Origin of the sequence: Anoxybacillus sp. ST70 (assembly GCF_019553625.1) — a bacterium.
GTDB classification, from domain to species: Bacteria; Bacillota; Bacilli; order Bacillales; family Anoxybacillaceae; genus Anoxybacillus; species Anoxybacillus gonensis.
Genome location: NZ_JAHZOF010000012.1, coordinates 38,249 through 55,776, shown reverse-complemented (window position 1 = coordinate 55,776; position 17,528 = coordinate 38,249). Strand labels below are relative to the sequence as shown.

The following is a 17,528-nucleotide window of genomic DNA, read 5'->3' as shown; positions in this document are numbered from 1 at the left end:
TCCGCTCGACTTGCATGTATTAGGCACGCCGCCAGCGTTCGTCCTGAGCCAGGATCAAACTCTCCATAGAAAAGTTATCCTTAGCTTCTGTACGCTTTTCGCTTCGTTCAGTTTTCAAGGAACATCTCCGTCAAACGACGGCTTCGTCATTTTAACATTTCTCTTTGTTGTTGTCAATCTTTTTTTACTATCGTCAGTCGTTTTTCTGTCGCTGACGACGTTTATTAATTTAACATACGCTTTGTTTTGTTGTCAACAGTATTTTTTAAAAAAATGTTCTCGTTTATTCATTGATCATATCATGTTATTTCTTGCATAAGATGGTCATAAAAAGGACAAGGGGGGACAAATATTGAAGTTTTTTTATATACTCGACGGAAAAAAGCTTAAAAAATGGCTTCTTATTATATCAATCGCCTTTGTCACAGCCTCTATTTTTTATATTCAACAACTTGCAAGCGAATCTGTATTTTCTACCGATCCCGGACCAAAAGCCATTTACAAAGTCGAAAATAAGAAAAACGAGTTTGCTTTGACATTTGATATTAGTTGGGGGGAAACAAATGCTTTAACTGTTTTAAACGTATTAAAAAAACACGGGGTAAAAGCTACATTTTTCTTATCTGCTTCTTGGGCTGAACGCCACCCTCGCATCGTAAAAAGAATGATCGAAGATGGTCATGAAATTGGCAGTATGGGTTATGAGTACAAAAATTATACTGAACTTGAGCGCGGAAAAATTATTCGTGACTTAGCACAAGCTAAAAAAGTGTTTGATACGTTAGGCATTAAACATACTCCTTTCCTTCGTGTGCCGACAGGAAATTTTAATAAAAACGTTTTGAAAGTTGTTCATTCCTTTGGTCATACGGTCGTCCATTGGAGCGTTGATTCGAAAGATTGGCTTAATCCTGGGGTACATGCCATTGTTGAAAACGTCACGAAAAACGCTAGAAGCGGCGATATTATATTACTTCATGCATCAGATTCAGCGAAACAAACCGCCTCAGCATTAGAACAAATTATCATATGGATGAAAAAAGAAGGATATAAGAGCGTACCAATATCCGATCTTGTCAACAATGCTCATATGAAAAGTAAAGAAATAAAATGAGGCGGCAAGCCTCATTTTATTTCCGTAACAGTCTATGCAACATAAGCAATTGGTACGCGTTGCAAATTAGTAACGGGAACAACATTAAATATAACCAATTTTCTTCGTTAATTCTCAATACCGGAAACCATTCGATTACCGTCACAACAACCATAAAAAACAGGGCAGGAATAAACGCCTCTTTGTTTGTTTCACGCATTTTTACGTATGCAACAATAAGTCCAAACAGAAAAATAAATAAAGCAACAAGCACGTAACTAACGATGGATTCTCCTTCTTTGGCAAACAGCTGATAACGAAAATAAACGAGATCAAATAAAACAAAAGCAATGAGAACGATTTGTACTGCATTCCATAAACTGACGGAACGAAAAACCCCGAGACCAAAACGATGAATCGTTAAATACGCAAAAAAACCCATTTGACTAATGACGCTAAAAATGAAGCCCACTCCAATCAGCCAAACGAGAACAGATAAAATTTCTTTTATCTCAAACGATGTAAAAAGATGTGCGTATTCATTCCACTTTACAGCAAATCCAACAATCCCTGTACTTATTCCACCGACAAACAATGTTGAAAAAAACAATTGAACCCACTTTCGACTGTTCACTAATGTACCCTCCACTTCTCAATATCCCTTTCAAAATTCTATCAACGAAATAAGAAAAATGCTAGCGAATATTTTTGCAAAGAATATTGAATATTAACAGTAAGGAAACTTGTTGAAAGGGGCCCTTAATGATGAATCGAACATTTTTGCTCCTCACATTTAGTTGTGTATTAGCGCTAGCAGGGTGCGCTCAACAAGAAAAAACTCCTGCACAACCTGATTACGATCAAACGAAAAAAATGGTCGTTGATATTTTAAAAACGGATGAAGGGAAAAAAGCGATTCAAGAAGTGATGAGCGATGAAAAAGTAAAACAGCAGCTCGTCATGGATCAAGAAGTTGTAAAAAAAACGATTGAGGAAACGTTAACTTCAGACAAAGGAAAAGCGTTTTGGAAAAAAGCGTTCGAAGACCCAAAGTTCGCTCAAAATTTTGCGAAAAGCATGAAAGAAGAACATGAAAAATTATTGAAAGCGCTAATGAAAGACCCTGAATATCAAGCAATGATTGTAGACATTATGCAAAACCCAGAAATGAAAAAATTAATACAAACAGAGATGAAAAATAAAGATTTCCGCGCCCATTTGCAAAAAGTCATTACAGAGACATTTAGCAGCCCGCTATTTAAAGCAAAAATTGAAGATATTCTCATCAAAGCAGCAGAAGAAATGCAAGGCGGTAAGAAAAAATCCGATCAAGAGGGATCAAGCGAGGATCAAACAGCATAAGGGTGTCCTTACATTCTCGGGACACCCTTTGTAAATATATATCAATCCTCATCAAAGAAAAATGCAATGTCATCGTAACTTTGCAATAATTTTTTTAGCAATATCCATATACACTTTTCCAATTGGATGATCTTCACCATATACAGAAGGGGCAAAATCATCGTCGTTCCAGTCAGGTTGTCCGAGCGGTAACTGACCAAGTAAGTCCGTCTGTAATTCTTCAGCTAATTTTTGACCACCGCCTTTTCCAAAAATATATTCTCTTTCACCTGTTGTTTTGCTTTCAAAATATGACATATTTTCAATAACACCGACAACTTCATGATTCGTCCGAACAGCCATCGCCCCCGCTCTTGCGGCAACAAAAGCAGCCGTTGGATGAGGCGTCGTCACAATAATTTCTTTCGATGTCGGAAGCATCGTATGCACATCTAACGCTACATCCCCTGTGCCTGGAGGTAAATCTAATAGTAAATAATCCAATTCTCCCCATTCCACTTCATCAAAAAAGTTTTTTAACATTTTGCCGAGCATCGGTCCGCGCCAAATCACTGGTGAATTATCTTCTACAAAAAACCCCATAGAAATTACTTTCACACCAAACCGCTCAACCGGAATAATTTTTTCTCCACGGACGATTGGTCGTTCTGTAATCCCCATCATATCCGGCACACTAAATCCGTAAATATCCGCATCGATTAATCCAACTTTTTTCCCAAGACGTGCAAGCGAAACAGCTAAATTAACGGATACGGTCGATTTCCCTACTCCACCTTTCCCGCTTGCAATCGCTAAATAAATCGGTTCATTCGTTAATCTTTCCTCTTCTAACAGCAATTGAGCAAAACGAAGCCCAACAGATGATGCTCCTGCATCTTTTAAACGTTGTACAACCGTCTGTTGCACTTGAAGTTGTTCCGCCGTCCCTGTTTTAGCTAAAGCAATTTTTACGCTTACTAGCCCTTTTTCTTCATTTATTTTGACTTCTTGAATCGCTCCTGTTTCTTTAAACGTTTTTTTCAAAAAAGGGTCGTAAATCGTTTCAAGCAGCTCCACAACTTGTTTTTCTGTCAACATCGCGCCTCACCAATCCTTATGTATTCGGTTTCACACTTTCAATATAACATAATTTTCTGCATAAAAAAATGAATCCTTCTCACTCAGAAGGATCACGTTCGTTTGATACGTAACGTAAAATGCCTTTGTAAATCGAAGCGGCAAGCTGTTCTTGATACGTTGAGGATGCTAGTAATTTTCGCTCTTCTTCATTTGACAAAAAGCCGATTTCAACTAAAGCTCCTGGTTTTTTAGCCATTTTTAATAAATATACCGTTTGAATGGGCTTCGCCAATCGATGTGTATTTTCCAAATTGACGCGTAGCTCTTGTTGAATAAACTTCGCTAACCTTGCATTTTCCTCTAATGAAGGATAGTAAAAAACTTGTGCGCCTCTCCATTTCGGCGAAGGGATGGCATTTAAATGAATGCTAATAAAAAAATCTGCCTCCGACTCATTCACAAACTGGACTCGACGTTGTAAATCCTCTATTTTTCTTCGGCTATATCCCCTTGTTTGTTCGCTTGCTAAATCATAGTCTCCTTCTCTCGTCATTTGAACGAGTGCACCTTGTTGTTGTAAATAATCGCGTAATTTTAACGCCACATCTAGCGCGACTTCCTTCTCCAAAACATCTCCTCCAACCGCTCCCCCATCAGGTCCTCCATGCCCCGGATCAAGAACAATAATTTTTCCTGATAACGGTAGGCTCCATGCTTTCCAAGAGCGATCATGAAGGACATAAAACTGTAAAAAAAGGACAAAAACAATGAAAAAAATAATAATACGTATTTTCATCCCTTCTCCTCCCCACTATTTATGTTATATGGGACAAGAGGAGAATTTAGAACGGTTACTTCAAACGAAGACGGAGACGACGCAGCCCTTTTTCGATTCCTTCTTTCCACCATCCATCGATGTAACGAGCGCATGCATCGTACATGTCCTCTCCGTATTCTTTCATATGCTCATACAATTCATAAATGAGTTGCATATATTCATCGATACAACGTCTTCTCACCGTTTCCATTGACTCACCATAATGTATAAAGCGGCTATAATGCGCTCCGATCAAATATGCTTCAATCGCTACATCGATGCATATCGTTTCGATACATTCAGAAACAATGATGTATCGTTGCCAATACGTACGCATACGTTGCCATAGTTCACGATAAGAAAGATCACGTAATGCATTTCGTTCATCAGTTAGCTGCTTTTCTAACTTTTTTGCCGTAAACGATGTAAGGATTCCCAATTTTTTATCCCTCCTCATACATATTGTTCGCATGAAAAAGGGAGACATACAAAAAAATCTCGGCAAATAATTGCCGAGATTTGTTGACATTAACGTTTTGAGAATTGTGGTGCACGACGAGCGCCTTTAAGACCGTATTTCTTACGCTCTTTCACACGAGAATCGCGCGTTAATAAACCTGCACGTTTTAATGTTTGACGGTATTCAGGGTCAACTTGTAACAATGCACGAGCGATACCGTGACGGATCGCACCTGCTTGACCTGTAAATCCACCACCGCTTACGTTTACTAATACATCGTAGCTACCGAACGTTTCTGTTAAAACAAGTGGCTGTTTTACAACTTCCACTAACGATTCATATGGAACGTAGTCACGAATGTCACGACCATTTACGATAATGCGTCCTTCACCTGGAACGAGACGCACGCGCGCAACTGAACTTTTGCGACGGCCTGTGCCGTAGTATTGTACCTGTGCCAAAATAATGCCCTCCTTTAATCAATTATCCGCGAAGTTCATAAACTTCTGGTTTTTGTGCTTGATGTGGATGTTCACTTCCACGATAGACATGTAATTTTTTGAACATTTGACGACCAAGGCTACCTTTTGGAAGCATGCCGCGAATTGCTCTTTCAAGCATTTGCTCTGGGTAATTTGTGCGCATTTCAAGAGCTGTTCTTACTTTTAATCCACCTGGATGTAAGCTATGACGATAGTATAATTTGTTTGTTAATTTTTTACCTGTTAATTCAATTTTCTCTGCGTTGATAATGATCACATGATCACCTGTATCAACATGCGGTGTGTAAGTTGGTTTATGTTTACCGCGCAAAATTGCAGCAACTTCGCTAGCAAGACGTCCTAACGTTTTGCCTTCTGCATCAACAACGTACCATTTACGTTCTACTTCATTTGGCTTCGCCATATACGTACGCATTTGTTTTCCCTCCTAAAATAAAAAATAAACAAGCGATATTTATTTCAACACGATTAATTTCCGGGGCTAATCGTGGGTTTAAAATACATACCATATGATATAATATCTCTTTCATTACCTAATGTCAAGAAAATGTTACACCTGGATTAGTTGTCATAAGAAACGTGCCATAAATATAGACCGTGTCCTGGGGCTGTCTTCCCCGCAGCGCTTCGATTTTTTTGTTGCAAAATCGTTTTCATCTCTTCAGCACGTCGTTCCCCGCGTCCAACTTCTAGCACTGTTCCAACGATAATGCGAACCATATTGTACAAAAAACCGTTGCCGACAAGACGGAAAATTAACTCTTCTCCTTCTTGAAGCACTTCCGCTTCATAAATGGTACGAACTTTATCGTCAATTTCCGTTTTTGCCGAACAAAAACTTGTGAAATCATGTGTCCCGATCACATAACGGAGCGCTTCGTTCATCGCCGTGACATGAAGTTTATACGGGTAGTGATATACATAATGGCGTAAAAATACGTTTTTCTCTCCCATCCAGACGCGGTAGCGATATTCTTTCTTTTTTACGCTAAATCGGGCATGAAAAGAAGGAGATACTTCACTTACTTCTTTGACAATGACATCATCTGGGAGAAGAGCATTTAACGCCTTTGGCCATCTTTCATCTGGAATCGCAAGCGGCGTATCAAAGTGAATCACTTGTCCATATGCATGAACTGTGGCATCCGTTCGTCCTGACGCATATACGCGAACAAATTGCCCTTTATGAATGATTGAAAGTGCACGCTCTAGTTCTCCCTGCACTGTTCGTTTTTGTTGTTGAATTTGATACCCTGCAAAATGCGTACCATCATATGCAATGGTACATTTTATTCTTCTCATGATTTTCGCTCCTTCTCATGAACGAAGTAACCATAACACAATAGCCAATAAGCCGATGAAAATCATAAAAGCCGTATCTATTCGTCCCCATGTCAACTCGCGCCATTTTGTTCGATTTTGACCACCACGATATCCGCGTACTTCCATCGCGACAGCTAGCTCTTCTGCTCTTTTAAATGCGCTAATAAATAGCGGAACGAGCAACGCCGTCATCGCTTTCATTCTCTCTTGTAATGGACCGCTTGAAAAATCGACACCACGAGCCGTCTGAGCTTTCATAATTTTTTCGGTTTCTTCCATTAACGTTGGAATAAAACGAAGAGAAATCGACATCATGAGCGCTAGTTCATGAACAGGTACATTCCATTTTTTTAACGGTGCAAGTAACGATTCCATACCATCTGTCACTTCAATCGGCGTTGTTGTTAACGTTAATAGCGTTGTGACGACAATAAGGAGCAAAAAGCGTAAAGAAATAAACGCCCCTTGTTGAATCGCTTTATCGTACACTTCCATACCAAGCCATTGAAAAACGATATTTCCTTCTTTTGTTAATAGCACATGGAGAAAAAAAGTAAATACAATGACCCACAAAACAGGTTTTAACCCTCTAATCATAAATGAAAAAGGAATGCGTGATAAAAACAACAAAAGGCACGTAAACAAAGTCAATATTCCATACGTCCATCCGTTGTTCGCAAGAAATACGATGAACACGTAAATAAACATAAGCAGCAGTTTTGTACGTGGATCGAGCCGATGAATAAAAGAGTGTCCAGGAACATATTTTCCGATAATCATACCGTTCATCATATACGCTTCACCCTAGTAAATAACGTTTGTAAAGATCGGACGACGTCTTCCATCGTCAAACAAGGTTTTAGAAATTGTATCCCGAATTTTTGCTCGATGGCCCGCTGAAACAAAACGGGTTCAGGGACATCTAACCCAAGATGTATTAAATCATCGACGTTACGGAAAATTTGTTCTGGTGTCCCTCTTCGAACGATCGTTCCTTGATGCATAATAATAATATCATCCGCGTAACGTGCTGCCTCTTCCATGCTGTGTGTGACGAGTACAATTGTCATCTTTTTTTGCCGATGAAGCTTTGCAAACATGTCCATCATTTCTTTTCGTCCATGAGGGTCTAATCCTGCCGTAGGCTCATCTAACACGAGCACTTCCGGCTCCATAGCTAACACACCTGCGATCGCTACACGGCGCATTTGTCCACCGCTTAAAGCAAACGGAGATTTATGTCGCACTTCTTCCGGCAATCCAACAAGCGCTAACCACTCGCCAACACGAGCTTTTGCTTCTTGTTCTGACATGCCGAAATTCATCGGTCCAAAGCAAATATCTTTTTCTACTGTTTCTTCAAACAACTGATGTTCAGGGAATTGAAAAACGATCCCTACTTTTTTCCGTAAAGGCTTTAAATGTTTTTCTTTTTTTCCTGCTATCATTGTATAATCGCCAATATGGACCGTCCCTTTTGTCGGTTGGAGTAAACCGTTGAAATGCTGTAAAAGGGTAGACTTGCCCGAACCTGTATGGCCGATTACCGCTACATATGAGCCGCTGCGAATATCAACATGAATATCGTACAACGCTCGCCTCTCGAAAGGGGTATTTATTTGGTAACGATGTTCGACATCGCGGAATACAATGTCCATAATTCACTCACCAACCCCTCCATTGTTAAATGATCAGCCGTCATTGGAATACCATTGTTCTTCAATCGTTGACTTAGTTGTAGCGAGAATGGTAAGTCTAACCCCATCTCTTCTAATTTCGCCCCGTATGCAAAAATATGTGCAGGCGTTCCTTCAAGCACAATTTTTCCTTTATTCATCACAATAACCCGATCTGCTTTTGCGACTTCATTTAAATCATGAGTAATCGAAATAACCGTCATATCGTGTTCACGACGGAGCGACTGCATCACATGAAGAACTTCTTTTTTCCCGCTCGGGTCAAGCATAGATGTCGCTTCATCTAAAATAATGATATTCGGCTGAAGAGCAATGGCGCTTGCAATGGCGACACGTTGTTTTTGTCCACCTGACAAGCGATGCGGCTCGTGATGAATGAAATCTTCCATTTTTACTTTTTTTAACGCTTCGTTTATGCGTTTTTTCATTTCCTCTTTTTGTATCCCTCTATTTTCAAGACCGAAAGCGACGTCATCTTGAACAGTTGTTCCGACAAACTGGTTGTCTGGATTTTGAAATACAATACCTAATCGCTCACGTACGTCCCATACTGTTTCTTCATTCAATGGGATTCCACATACATGAATCGTTCCGCTTGTCGGTGGCAATAAACCAATTAACAACTTCGCTAATGTTGATTTGCCTGACCCATTATGTCCGACAATTGTTACCCATTCACCTTTATACACTTGAAACGATACGTTTTGTAAAGCATACGTTTGTTCATTTGCGTATTGAAAACTTACATCTTCCACACGTACTGAAACTTCCACGTTTCTCTCCTCATCTCTTCTGAATGTTCTTACTCTCTACTCTACTACAAAAAAGAAAACAAAAAAAGGGCATAGATCCAGTTCAAAAACTGTCTCGCCCTTATAAAAACGTATTAAACTAGTTCAATAATTACCATTGGCGCACCGTCACCGCGGCGTGGTCCAAGTTTCATAATGCGTGTGTAGCCACCTTGACGGTCTTGGTAACGAGGTGCGATGTCGCTAAACAATTTTTGAATCGCATCTTGACCTGTTTCTGTGTTTGCTACTTCTTTACGAACGAATGCCGCAGCTTGACGACGTGCATGCAAATCGCCACGTTTTCCTAATGTAATCATTTTTTCTACAACAGAACGCAATTCTTTTGCACGAGCTTCTGTTGTTTCAATTCGCTCATTAATGATTAAGTCTGTCACTAAATCACGAAGCAACGCCTTACGTTGAGAGCTTGTGCGTCCTAATTTTCTGTAAGACATGTGATGTCCCTCCTTTATTTCACTTTTAACATGAAAATGCCTAGTTAACCGAACGCTTAACTAGTCATCTTTACGTAAGCTTAATCCTAGCTCTTCTAACTTCGCTTTTACTTCTTCAAGCGACTTGCGGCCTAAGTTGCGCACTTTCATCATATCTTCTTCCGTTTTCTGCGCAAGTTCTTGCACTGTATTAATGCCAGCACGCTTTAAGCAGTTGTACGAACGAACAGAAAGATCAAGCTCTTCAATTGTCATCTCGAGCACTTTTTCTTTTTGATCTTCTTCTTTTTCGATCATGATTTCAGCGTGTTGCGCCTCATCTGTTAAATTCACAAAAATGTTTAAGTGCTCTGTTAAAATTTTTGCCCCTAGTGAGATTGCTTCTTTCGGGCCGATGCTACCATCTGTCCACACGTCGATCGTTAATTTGTCGTAGTTTGTCATTTGACCGACGCGCGTATTTTCGACTTGGTATGATACGCGCGATACCGGCGTATAAATGGAATCGATCGGGATAACACCTATCGGTTGATCCTCGCGCTTATTAGCATCAGCTGGCGTATACCCACGTCCGCGTTTTGCTGTCATTCTCATCCGTAAACGACCGTCTTTTGCTAATGTCGCAATATGAAGGTCTGGGTTGAGAATTTCTACATCGCTATCGTGAGTAATATCAGCAGCTGTAACGACTCCTTCACCCTGTACATCAATCTCAAGCGTCTTTTCTTCGTCCGAATAAATTTTTAGCGCTAGCTTTTTAATGTTTAAAATGATCGTTGTTACATCTTCCACGACGCCATCAATTGTTGAAAACTCGTGCAATACACCATCTATTTGAACAGATGTTACAGCGGCACCAGGGAGTGAGGATAACAGGATACGACGTAAGGAGTTACCCAAAGTTGTACCATATCCACGCTCAAGTGGTTCAACGACGAATTTGCCATATTTGGCATCCTCGCTGATTTCAACCGTTTCGATTTTCGGCTTTTCGATTTCCAGCATTCCTTTAACCCTCCTTCAAAACGTCGAAACCCCGATTAAACCGATGACAGCTCAATCGAAATTCCCCCATGAATAAGTTCCCGAATGTGCACAACAACTGTTTTTTATTTCCCTGTAAGAATGACTATATCCCATTATTGACACATACGCAAATTCTATACAGAGAAATTAAACACGACGACGTTTTGGCGGACGGCATCCGTTATGTGGAACCGGTGTAACATCTTTAATTGCTGTAATTTCTAATCCAGCCGCTTGAAGTGCACGAATTGCTGCTTCACGACCAGCACCCGGACCTTTTACGTTTACTTCAACAGTTTTCATGCCATGCTCCATTGATGCTTTTGCAGCAGCTTCTGCAGCCATTTGTGCAGCAAACGGAGTAGATTTACGAGAACCTTTGAAACCTAACGCACCTGCACTTGACCAAGAAATTGCATTTCCATGAACGTCTGTAATTGTGACGATTGTGTTGTTAAATGTCGAACGGATATGAGCGATACCAGATTCAATATTCTTTTTTACACGACGTTTACGCGTATTCGTTTTACGTGCCATTCGTTCATGAACCTCCTTTACTTAATTATTTTTTCTTATTCGCTACTGTACGACGTGGACCTTTACGTGTACGAGCATTGTTTTTCGTATTTTGGCCACGAACTGGCAATCCGCGACGATGACGAAGACCACGGTAGCAACCGATCTCCATTAAACGTTTAATATTTAAAGATACTTCACGACGAAGATCTCCTTCTACTTTTAAGCGATCTACGATTTCACGAATTTTACCTAATTCTTCTTCTGTTAAGTCGCGAACGCGAGTGTCTTCAGATACGCCAGCTTCTGCTAAGATTTTTTGTGCAGTTGCTTTACCGATTCCGTAAATGTATGTTAATGAAATGACTACACGTTTGTCACGAGGAATATCTACACCTGCAATACGTGCCATAATTTGTACACCTCCTCAAGTTTTATCCTTGTTTTTGCTTATGCTTTGGATTTTCACAAATAACCATAACTTTTCCGCGTCTGCGAATGACTTTGCATTTTTCGCAAATCGGTTTTACAGATGGTCTAACCTTCATGTGAACTTACCTCCTTGTTCGTGCGGAGTGTTATTTATATCGATACGTAATTCTTCCACGTGTTAAATCGTAAGGTGACAATTCAACTGTCACTTTATCACCTGGTAAAATGCGAATAAAATGCATGCGAATTTTACCTGAAACGTGAGCTAAAACGGTATGACCGTTTTCAAGTTCCACTCGGAACATCGCATTTGGCAACGTTTCAACGACTGTACCTTCCACTTCAATTACATCGTCTTTCGCCATTGAACGGCTCTCCCTTCTTTTTTGAAATGAGTAACATGTTCAACTAACACGACCAGTTTAAAGCTTACGATGCGCATCCGCAAAGAAGGTTAAAGCGTTCAAAGTGTTGTTAAAATTTCATATCCCGTCTCAGTAATAGCGATCGTATGCTCAAAATGAGCACATAGTTTGCCATCTACTGTGACGACCGTCCAATTATCTTCTAACGTGCGAACATAACGGGTTCCTGCATTCACCATCGGTTCAATGCATAGAACCATGCCTGGCTTTAACCGCGGCCCTTTATTTGGCGGACCGTAATGAGGGATTTGCGGATCTTCATGTAAGTCTTGACCAATTCCATGCCCAACATACTCACGCACAACGGAAAAGTTATGCGCCTCAACGTACGTTTGAATCGCATGAGAAATGTTCGTTAACCGTGCGCCAGGTTTGGCTTCTTCCAATCCGCGATACAATGACTGTTCTGTCACTTCTAACAGCTTTTTCGCCTCTTCGGAAATGGCTCCGACTGGATATGTCCAAGCCGAGTCGCCATGATATCCGTTATATTTTGCGCCAATATCGATGCTAATAATATCTCCTTCGCGAAGCACACGGTCTCCCGGAATGCCGTGAACGAGCTCTTCGTTTACTGATGTGCAAATGCTCCCACGGAATCCATTATATCCTTTAAACGAAGGAATTGCATCATGTTTACGAATGAACGTTTCCGCAATATGATCGAGCTCTCTTGTTGTTATGCCTGGCTCGATATATTTTTGTAGTTCTTGATGAGTTAAAGCAACAATTCGGCCAGCTTCACGCATAATTTCAATTTCGCGTGGGGTTTTGCAAATGATCATTATTGTAAGCCCCCAAGTAATTCACAAATGTCAGCAAACACTTGATCAATATGTTGTTGTCCATTAATATTGCGCAAATACCCTTTCGCTGCATAAAAATCAAGCAACGGTTGCGCTTGCTTCATATTGACTTCAAGGCGATTTGCCACTGTCGCTTCGTTATCATCTGCACGTTGATACAACTCGCCACCGCATTTGTCGCAAACGCCTGCTTTTGCTGGTGGATTGAACACGAGATGATACGTTGCGCCACACTCTTTACAAATGCGTCTACCTGTTAAACGTTCCATTAAAATGTTTTTATCTACTTCAATGTTAATAACATAGTCAATGGAACGATTTAATTGTTGAAGAAGCGTCTCCAACGCTTCAGCTTGAGCGACTGTTCGCGGAAATCCATCAAGCAAAAATCCGTTTTGGCAATCGTCTTTGCTTAATCTTTCACGAACAATGCCGATTGTCACTTCATCTGGAACAAGATCGCCCCGATCCATATATGATTTCGCCTGTAAACCGAGCTCTGTTCCTTCTTTCATCGCTGCTCGAAACATATCCCCAGTAGAAATATGAGGAATTTTGTATTTCTCAACAATTTTCTCTGCCTGCGTCCCTTTTCCAGCGCCTGGCAGTCCCATTAATACTAAATTCATCAATTTCTCCCCCTCAGCTCTATATGAGGTAGAGGGAATAAAATTCCCAACACCTCTTTTTATTTAATAAAGCCTTTATAATGGCGCTTCACTAATTGGCTTTCTAGCTGCTTCATCGTCTCTAGCGCAACACCGACGACGATCAGCAAGCTCGTTCCTCCAATTTGAGCAGAAGGCGGTAGTTTAGCGAACTCGATAAAGAAGACAGGAAGAACAGCGATTGCTGCTAAAAATAGAGCTCCGACGAAAGTTAATCGATATAAAACGCGTGTAATGAATTCTTGCGTGTTCTTTCCTGGACGAATGCCTGGAATGTAACCACCTTGCTTTTTCAAATTGTCCGCCATTTGTTCTGGATTGACTTGAACAAACGCATAAAAATACGTAAAGGCAACAATTAAAGCGACGTATATGATCATACCAACTGGTTGCGTGTAGTCAAAAACTTTCTTAATCCACAATGTTACATCATTCGAGCCGAAAAACGATGCAATCGTCGGTGGAGTAATAATAAACGACACCGCAAAAATAACCGGAATGACACCTGCCGGATTCACTTTTAACGGAATGTGTGTCGAATGACCACCTACTGGACTACGTCCTTCTAATCGCTTTGCATACTGAATCGGGATTTTTCGAAACGCTTGTTGCATATAAATAACGCCAACAATCACCGCAACAACAGCTAAAGCGACTAACAATACTGTAACGATGCGTAAAAACAGCTGATCGCCAGCATTTTCAAACTGTTGGACGTAAATTTGATTGAGCGTTGTTGGGATGCCTGATACAATCCCTGCGAAAATCAATACAGAAATACCGTTCCCAACACCTTTAGCTGTAATTTGCTCACCGAGCCACATTAAAAAAGATGTCCCTGCTGTTAAAACGAGCGCAATAAGCAAATATGTCGGAATGCCTGGATTTTTAATAAGCACGCCACCAGACATATTATGGAAACCATAAGACATAGCGAACGCCTGGATAAATCCAAGCACAACCGTAAAGTAGCGAGTAAACTGAGCGAGTTTACGGCGGCCCACTTCTCCTTGTTTCGACCATTCCGTAAATTTAGGAACAACATCCATCTGCAATAATTGTACGATGATGGATGCCGTAATGTATGGCATGACGCCCATTGCAAAAATAGAAAAGTTTTTTAAGGCGCCGCCACCAAACGTGTTCAACACCCCAAAAGCGTTGAACTGATCTTGCATTTTTAACACATCTGCATTTACGCCCGGCACGGGAATAAACGTACCGATGCGAAATACAATGAGCATAAGAAGGGTGAACATAATTTTTCTTCTTATATCACCCACGCGCATAAAATTGGAGATTGTTCGAAACATTAAATCACCTCAGTTGTACCGCCAGCAGCTTCGATCGCTTCTTTTGCAGAAGCAGAGAATTTATGAGCTTTCACTGTTAATTTTTTCGTAAGCTCACCGTCACCAAGAACTTTGATGCCTGCTTTTAATTTGCTTACTACGCCTGTTTCAAGCAATAATTCTGGTGTTACTTCCGTACCGTCTTCAAAGCGATTTAACACTTCAAGGTTAACGATCGCATATTCTTTACGATGAATGTTTGTAAAGCCGCGTTTTGGTAAACGACGGAATAAAGGTGTTTGACCACCTTCAAAGCCGATGCGTACACCGCCGCCAGAGCGAGCGTTTTGCCCTTTATGTCCTCTACCAGAAGTTTTTCCGTTACCAGAGCCGATACCACGACCAACACGGTTGCGTTCTTTACGGGAACCCGGTGCTGGTTGTAATTCATGTAGCTTCATGCCTAGGCACCTCCTTATTCTTCTAATTCTTTTACTGTTACAAGGTGAGAAACTTTATTAATCATTCCACGAATGGCTGGATTGTCGTTATGAACAACTGTTTGATGCAATTTTCGTAAACCTAATGTTTTAACCGTCACGCGTTGGTCTTGCGGACGACCGATTACGCTGCGAGTGAGGGTAATTGCTAATTTTTTCGCCATCATTTTTCCCTCCCTTATCCTAACAGTTCCTCAACTGTTTTACCGCGCAATTTCGCTACCTCTTCGGCACGTTTCAATTGCTTCAAACCGTCGATTGTTGCGCGCACCATGTTAATTGGTGTGTTGGAACCGATTGACTTCGATAAAATATCGCTAATACCTGCTAACTCTAATACCGCACGTGCAGGACCACCAGCGATAACTCCTGTACCTTCAGTTGCTGGTTTTAAGATGATTTCACCTGCACCGAAATGTCCGATCACTTCGTGTGGAATTGTTGTACCAACGATCGGTACAGTAATTAAATTTTTCTTCGCGTCTTCAATTGCTTTGCGAATTGCATCTGGAACTTCTTGAGCTTTTCCAGTTCCGAAGCCGACATGACCGTTTTTGTCACCAACAACGACTAACGCAGCGAAACGGAAACGACGTCCACCTTTTACTACTTTAGCTACGCGGTTAACGGCAACAACGCGTTCTTCTAGTTCAAGTTTATTTGGATCAATGCGACGCATCTCTGTCCCTCCTTCTTAATTAGAATTGTAATCCAGCTTCACGAGCAGCGTCTGCAAGTGCTTTAACACGTCCATGATATAAATATCCGCCACGGTCAAATACAACCGATGTAATGCCTTTTTCAAGTGCACGTTTAGCAATTAATTCGCCCACTTTTTGAGCTGCTTCAACATTGCCTGTTGATTCTAAGTCGAATTCTTTATCTAAAGTTGACGCGCTAACAAGCGTCACTGCTTTCATATCGTCGATAATTTGCGCGTAAATGTGTTTGTTTGAACGGAACACATTTAAGCGTGGACGTTCCGCAGTTCCTACTACTTTACGACGAACACGAGCGTGTCTTTTTTTGCGAACTGCATTTTTATCAAGCTTAGTGATCATTCGTGTCACTCCTTTCATTTACCTAAGCAGCATTATTTCTTACCTGTTTTACCTTCTTTACGACGTACAACTTCGCCTTCGTAACGAATACCTTTTCCTTTGTAAGGTTCTGGTGAACGAACGGCACGAATGTTTGCTGCTAATTCACCAACACGTTGTTTGTCCGCACCTTTAACGATAATTTTTGTTTGTGAAGGAACTTCGATTTCAAGTCCTTCTTCAGGCTCGATCTCAACAGGGTGAGAGTATCCAACGCTCAATACAAGCTTTTTGCCTTGTTTTGTTGCACGGTAACCGACACCGACAAGCTCAAGTGCACGCTCATAGCCTTTTGAAACACCTTCAACCATGTTTGCAAGCAAGCTGCGAGTCGTTCCGTGAAGCGCACGATGATGTTTCTCATCGCTTGGACGCTCAACTGTTAAAACATTACCTTCTACTTTAATGACCATATCTGGATGGAACGTACGAGTAAGTTCACCTTTCGGACCTTTTACAGTAACTGTGTTACCGTCTAATGTAACTGTAACACCCGCTGGAATTTCCAATGGTTTTTTACCAACACGTGACATGTACTACACCTCCATTCGTTGCAAAATAATTACCAAATGTATGCTAACACTTCGCCGCCAGTACGTTTTTGACGTGCTTCTTTGTCAGTTAAAATACCTTGAGATGTTGAAAGAATTGCGATTCCTAAACCGTTCAATACGCGTGGTACTTCGTCAGCTTTTGCATATACGCGTAAACCAGGTTTGCTAATACGTTTAAGGCCTGTAATTACGCGCTCATTATTCGGACCGTACTTTAAGAAAATACGAAGAATACCTTGTTTGTTATCTTCAATGTACTCGACATCACGAATGAAACCTTCACGCTTTAAAATTTCAGCGATTTCTTTTTTAATTTTTGAAGCAGGAACTTCAAGTTTCTCGTGACGCACCATGTTCGCATTACGAATGCGAGTAAGCATATCTGCAATTGGATCTGTCATCACCATTATGTTTTACCTCCTTCCCAACTCATGGGTTTATTACCAGCTTGCTTTTTTCACACCAGGAATTTGACCTTTATACGCTAATTCACGGAAACAAATACGGCAAAGTTTAAATTTGCGATATACAGAGTGTGGACGTCCACAACGTTCACAACGAGTGTACGCTTGCACTTTAAACTTTGGTGTGCGTTTTTGTTTCGCGATCATTGATTTTTTAGCCACGTTTTCGCCTCCCTCTTTTT

The 17,528-nt window shown here is 40.8% G+C and carries 28 protein-coding genes and 1 rRNA gene; 2 read left to right on the top strand and 27 right to left on the bottom strand.

Annotated elements, in window-relative coordinates; all coding sequences use genetic code 11:
* Nucleotides 1-70: ribosomal RNA gene (locus K1I43_RS13770) — 16S ribosomal RNA — on the bottom strand; the annotation flags it as partial.
* A gap of 282 nt (nucleotides 71-352) precedes the next feature.
* Between K1I43_RS13770 and pdaB the strand changes: the two genes are divergently transcribed.
* A complete protein-coding gene (gene pdaB / locus K1I43_RS13765; RefSeq protein WP_009361512.1) occupies nucleotides 353-1,114 on the top strand; it encodes a polysaccharide deacetylase family sporulation protein PdaB in 762 nt (253 codons plus the stop codon).
* Between the two features lie 16 nt (nucleotides 1,115-1,130).
* Here pdaB and K1I43_RS13760 read toward each other — a convergent pair whose 3' ends face one another.
* The gene (locus tag K1I43_RS13760; protein ID WP_009361511.1) at nucleotides 1,131-1,727 is read right to left on the bottom strand and encodes a KinB-signaling pathway activation protein; all 597 of its coding nucleotides are present in this window, start codon (nucleotides 1,725-1,727) and stop codon (nucleotides 1,131-1,133) included.
* Between the two features lie 128 nt (nucleotides 1,728-1,855).
* Here K1I43_RS13760 and gerD point away from each other — a divergent pair, with 128 nt between their 5' ends.
* On the top strand, nucleotides 1,856-2,455 hold the full coding sequence (gene gerD / locus K1I43_RS13755) for a spore germination lipoprotein GerD (RefSeq protein WP_019418652.1): 600 nt from the start codon (nucleotides 1,856-1,858) through the stop codon (nucleotides 2,453-2,455).
* A gap of 69 nt (nucleotides 2,456-2,524) precedes the next feature.
* On the opposite strand, the gene K1I43_RS13750 is transcribed toward gerD, so the two are convergent.
* From K1I43_RS13750 to rpsN, 25 genes are all read right to left on the bottom strand, one after another.
* The gene (locus K1I43_RS13750; RefSeq protein ID WP_019418653.1) at nucleotides 2,525-3,532 is read right to left on the bottom strand and encodes an Mrp/NBP35 family ATP-binding protein; all 1,008 of its coding nucleotides are present in this window, start codon (nucleotides 3,530-3,532) and stop codon (nucleotides 2,525-2,527) included.
* Nucleotides 3,533-3,611: 79 nt separating this feature from the next.
* On the bottom strand, nucleotides 3,612-4,310 hold the full coding sequence (gene cwlD, locus K1I43_RS13745; protein WP_019418654.1) for an N-acetylmuramoyl-L-alanine amidase CwlD: 699 nt from the start codon (nucleotides 4,308-4,310) through the stop codon (nucleotides 3,612-3,614).
* A 55-nt stretch (nucleotides 4,311-4,365) separates the two neighbouring features.
* Nucleotides 4,366-4,770, bottom strand: a complete 405-nt coding sequence (locus K1I43_RS13740; protein ID WP_009361507.1) for a DUF2521 family protein — start codon at nucleotides 4,768-4,770, stop codon at nucleotides 4,366-4,368.
* An 89-nt stretch (nucleotides 4,771-4,859) separates the two neighbouring features.
* Complete coding sequence (gene rpsI / locus K1I43_RS13735) at nucleotides 4,860-5,252, bottom strand: 30S ribosomal protein S9 (protein WP_003397701.1); 393 nt, start codon at nucleotides 5,250-5,252, stop codon at nucleotides 4,860-4,862.
* Between the two features lie 22 nt (nucleotides 5,253-5,274).
* On the bottom strand, nucleotides 5,275-5,709 hold the full coding sequence (rplM, locus tag K1I43_RS13730) for a 50S ribosomal protein L13 (RefSeq protein ID WP_009361506.1): 435 nt from the start codon (nucleotides 5,707-5,709) through the stop codon (nucleotides 5,275-5,277).
* Between the two features lie 146 nt (nucleotides 5,710-5,855).
* Complete coding sequence (gene truA / locus K1I43_RS13725) at nucleotides 5,856-6,596, bottom strand: tRNA pseudouridine(38-40) synthase TruA (RefSeq protein ID WP_019418655.1); 741 nt, start codon at nucleotides 6,594-6,596, stop codon at nucleotides 5,856-5,858.
* Between the two features lie 15 nt (nucleotides 6,597-6,611).
* Nucleotides 6,612-7,409, bottom strand: a complete 798-nt coding sequence (locus K1I43_RS13720; RefSeq protein ID WP_019418656.1) for an energy-coupling factor transporter transmembrane component T family protein — start codon at nucleotides 7,407-7,409, stop codon at nucleotides 6,612-6,614.
* Nucleotides 7,406-8,275 carry an energy-coupling factor ABC transporter ATP-binding protein gene (locus K1I43_RS13715; RefSeq protein ID WP_019418657.1) on the bottom strand — a complete coding sequence of 290 codons (870 nt, stop codon included), beginning with the start codon at nucleotides 8,273-8,275 and terminating at the stop codon, nucleotides 7,406-7,408. The genes K1I43_RS13720 and K1I43_RS13715 overlap by 4 nt, the downstream gene beginning before the upstream one ends.
* Complete coding sequence (locus K1I43_RS13710; protein WP_009361502.1) at nucleotides 8,233-9,087, bottom strand: energy-coupling factor ABC transporter ATP-binding protein; 855 nt, start codon at nucleotides 9,085-9,087, stop codon at nucleotides 8,233-8,235. The genes K1I43_RS13715 and K1I43_RS13710 overlap by 43 nt, the downstream gene beginning before the upstream one ends.
* Nucleotides 9,088-9,200: 113 nt before the next feature.
* Nucleotides 9,201-9,563 (bottom strand): 50S ribosomal protein L17, encoded by a 363-nt coding sequence (gene rplQ / locus K1I43_RS13705; RefSeq protein WP_003397694.1) that lies wholly within the window; start codon nucleotides 9,561-9,563, stop codon nucleotides 9,201-9,203.
* A 60-nt stretch (nucleotides 9,564-9,623) separates the two neighbouring features.
* Nucleotides 9,624-10,568, bottom strand: a complete 945-nt coding sequence (locus tag K1I43_RS13700) for a DNA-directed RNA polymerase subunit alpha (protein ID WP_004888705.1) — start codon at nucleotides 10,566-10,568, stop codon at nucleotides 9,624-9,626.
* Nucleotides 10,569-10,736: 168 nt separating this feature from the next.
* Nucleotides 10,737-11,126 (bottom strand): 30S ribosomal protein S11, encoded by a 390-nt coding sequence (rpsK, locus tag K1I43_RS13695; RefSeq protein WP_003397692.1) that lies wholly within the window; start codon nucleotides 11,124-11,126, stop codon nucleotides 10,737-10,739.
* A gap of 25 nt (nucleotides 11,127-11,151) precedes the next feature.
* Entirely contained in the window at nucleotides 11,152-11,517 is a 366-nt protein-coding gene (rpsM, locus tag K1I43_RS13690) for a 30S ribosomal protein S13 (RefSeq protein WP_003397691.1), read from the bottom strand.
* 22 nt (nucleotides 11,518-11,539) lie between these two features.
* The gene (gene rpmJ, locus K1I43_RS13685) at nucleotides 11,540-11,653 is read right to left on the bottom strand and encodes a 50S ribosomal protein L36 (RefSeq protein ID WP_000868344.1); all 114 of its coding nucleotides are present in this window, start codon (nucleotides 11,651-11,653) and stop codon (nucleotides 11,540-11,542) included.
* Between the two features lie 30 nt (nucleotides 11,654-11,683).
* On the bottom strand, nucleotides 11,684-11,902 hold the full coding sequence (infA, locus tag K1I43_RS13680) for a translation initiation factor IF-1 (protein WP_003247618.1): 219 nt from the start codon (nucleotides 11,900-11,902) through the stop codon (nucleotides 11,684-11,686).
* A gap of 98 nt (nucleotides 11,903-12,000) precedes the next feature.
* A complete protein-coding gene (gene map, locus K1I43_RS13675) occupies nucleotides 12,001-12,747 on the bottom strand; it encodes a type I methionyl aminopeptidase (RefSeq protein ID WP_009361501.1) in 747 nt (248 codons plus the stop codon).
* Nucleotides 12,747-13,397, bottom strand: coding sequence for an adenylate kinase (locus K1I43_RS13670; protein WP_009361500.1), 651 nt, complete (start codon nucleotides 13,395-13,397; stop codon nucleotides 12,747-12,749). Before K1I43_RS13670 ends, map begins: the two co-directional genes overlap by 1 nt.
* A gap of 59 nt (nucleotides 13,398-13,456) precedes the next feature.
* Complete coding sequence (gene secY / locus K1I43_RS13665) at nucleotides 13,457-14,749, bottom strand: preprotein translocase subunit SecY (RefSeq protein ID WP_009361499.1); 1,293 nt, start codon at nucleotides 14,747-14,749, stop codon at nucleotides 13,457-13,459.
* Entirely contained in the window at nucleotides 14,749-15,189 is a 441-nt protein-coding gene (gene rplO, locus K1I43_RS13660) for a 50S ribosomal protein L15 (RefSeq protein WP_009361498.1), read from the bottom strand. Before rplO ends, secY begins: the two co-directional genes overlap by 1 nt.
* Before the next feature lie 14 nt (nucleotides 15,190-15,203).
* On the bottom strand, nucleotides 15,204-15,392 hold the full coding sequence (gene rpmD / locus K1I43_RS13655; protein ID WP_003397685.1) for a 50S ribosomal protein L30: 189 nt from the start codon (nucleotides 15,390-15,392) through the stop codon (nucleotides 15,204-15,206).
* A 14-nt stretch (nucleotides 15,393-15,406) separates the two neighbouring features.
* Nucleotides 15,407-15,907: a 30S ribosomal protein S5 gene (rpsE, locus tag K1I43_RS13650; RefSeq protein WP_009361497.1), complete on the bottom strand. Its 501-nt coding sequence runs from the start codon at nucleotides 15,905-15,907 to the stop codon at nucleotides 15,407-15,409.
* 19 nt (nucleotides 15,908-15,926) lie between these two features.
* Nucleotides 15,927-16,289: a 50S ribosomal protein L18 gene (rplR, locus tag K1I43_RS13645; protein WP_009361496.1), complete on the bottom strand. Its 363-nt coding sequence runs from the start codon at nucleotides 16,287-16,289 to the stop codon at nucleotides 15,927-15,929.
* Nucleotides 16,290-16,321: 32 nt separating this feature from the next.
* A complete protein-coding gene (gene rplF, locus K1I43_RS13640; protein WP_009361495.1) occupies nucleotides 16,322-16,861 on the bottom strand; it encodes a 50S ribosomal protein L6 in 540 nt (179 codons plus the stop codon).
* 29 nt (nucleotides 16,862-16,890) lie between these two features.
* Nucleotides 16,891-17,289, bottom strand: coding sequence for a 30S ribosomal protein S8 (gene rpsH, locus K1I43_RS13635; protein ID WP_009361494.1), 399 nt, complete (start codon nucleotides 17,287-17,289; stop codon nucleotides 16,891-16,893).
* A 33-nt stretch (nucleotides 17,290-17,322) separates the two neighbouring features.
* Nucleotides 17,323-17,508, bottom strand: coding sequence for a 30S ribosomal protein S14 (rpsN, locus tag K1I43_RS13630; RefSeq protein ID WP_003397678.1), 186 nt, complete (start codon nucleotides 17,506-17,508; stop codon nucleotides 17,323-17,325).
* Between the last annotated feature and the right edge of the window lie 20 nt (nucleotides 17,509-17,528).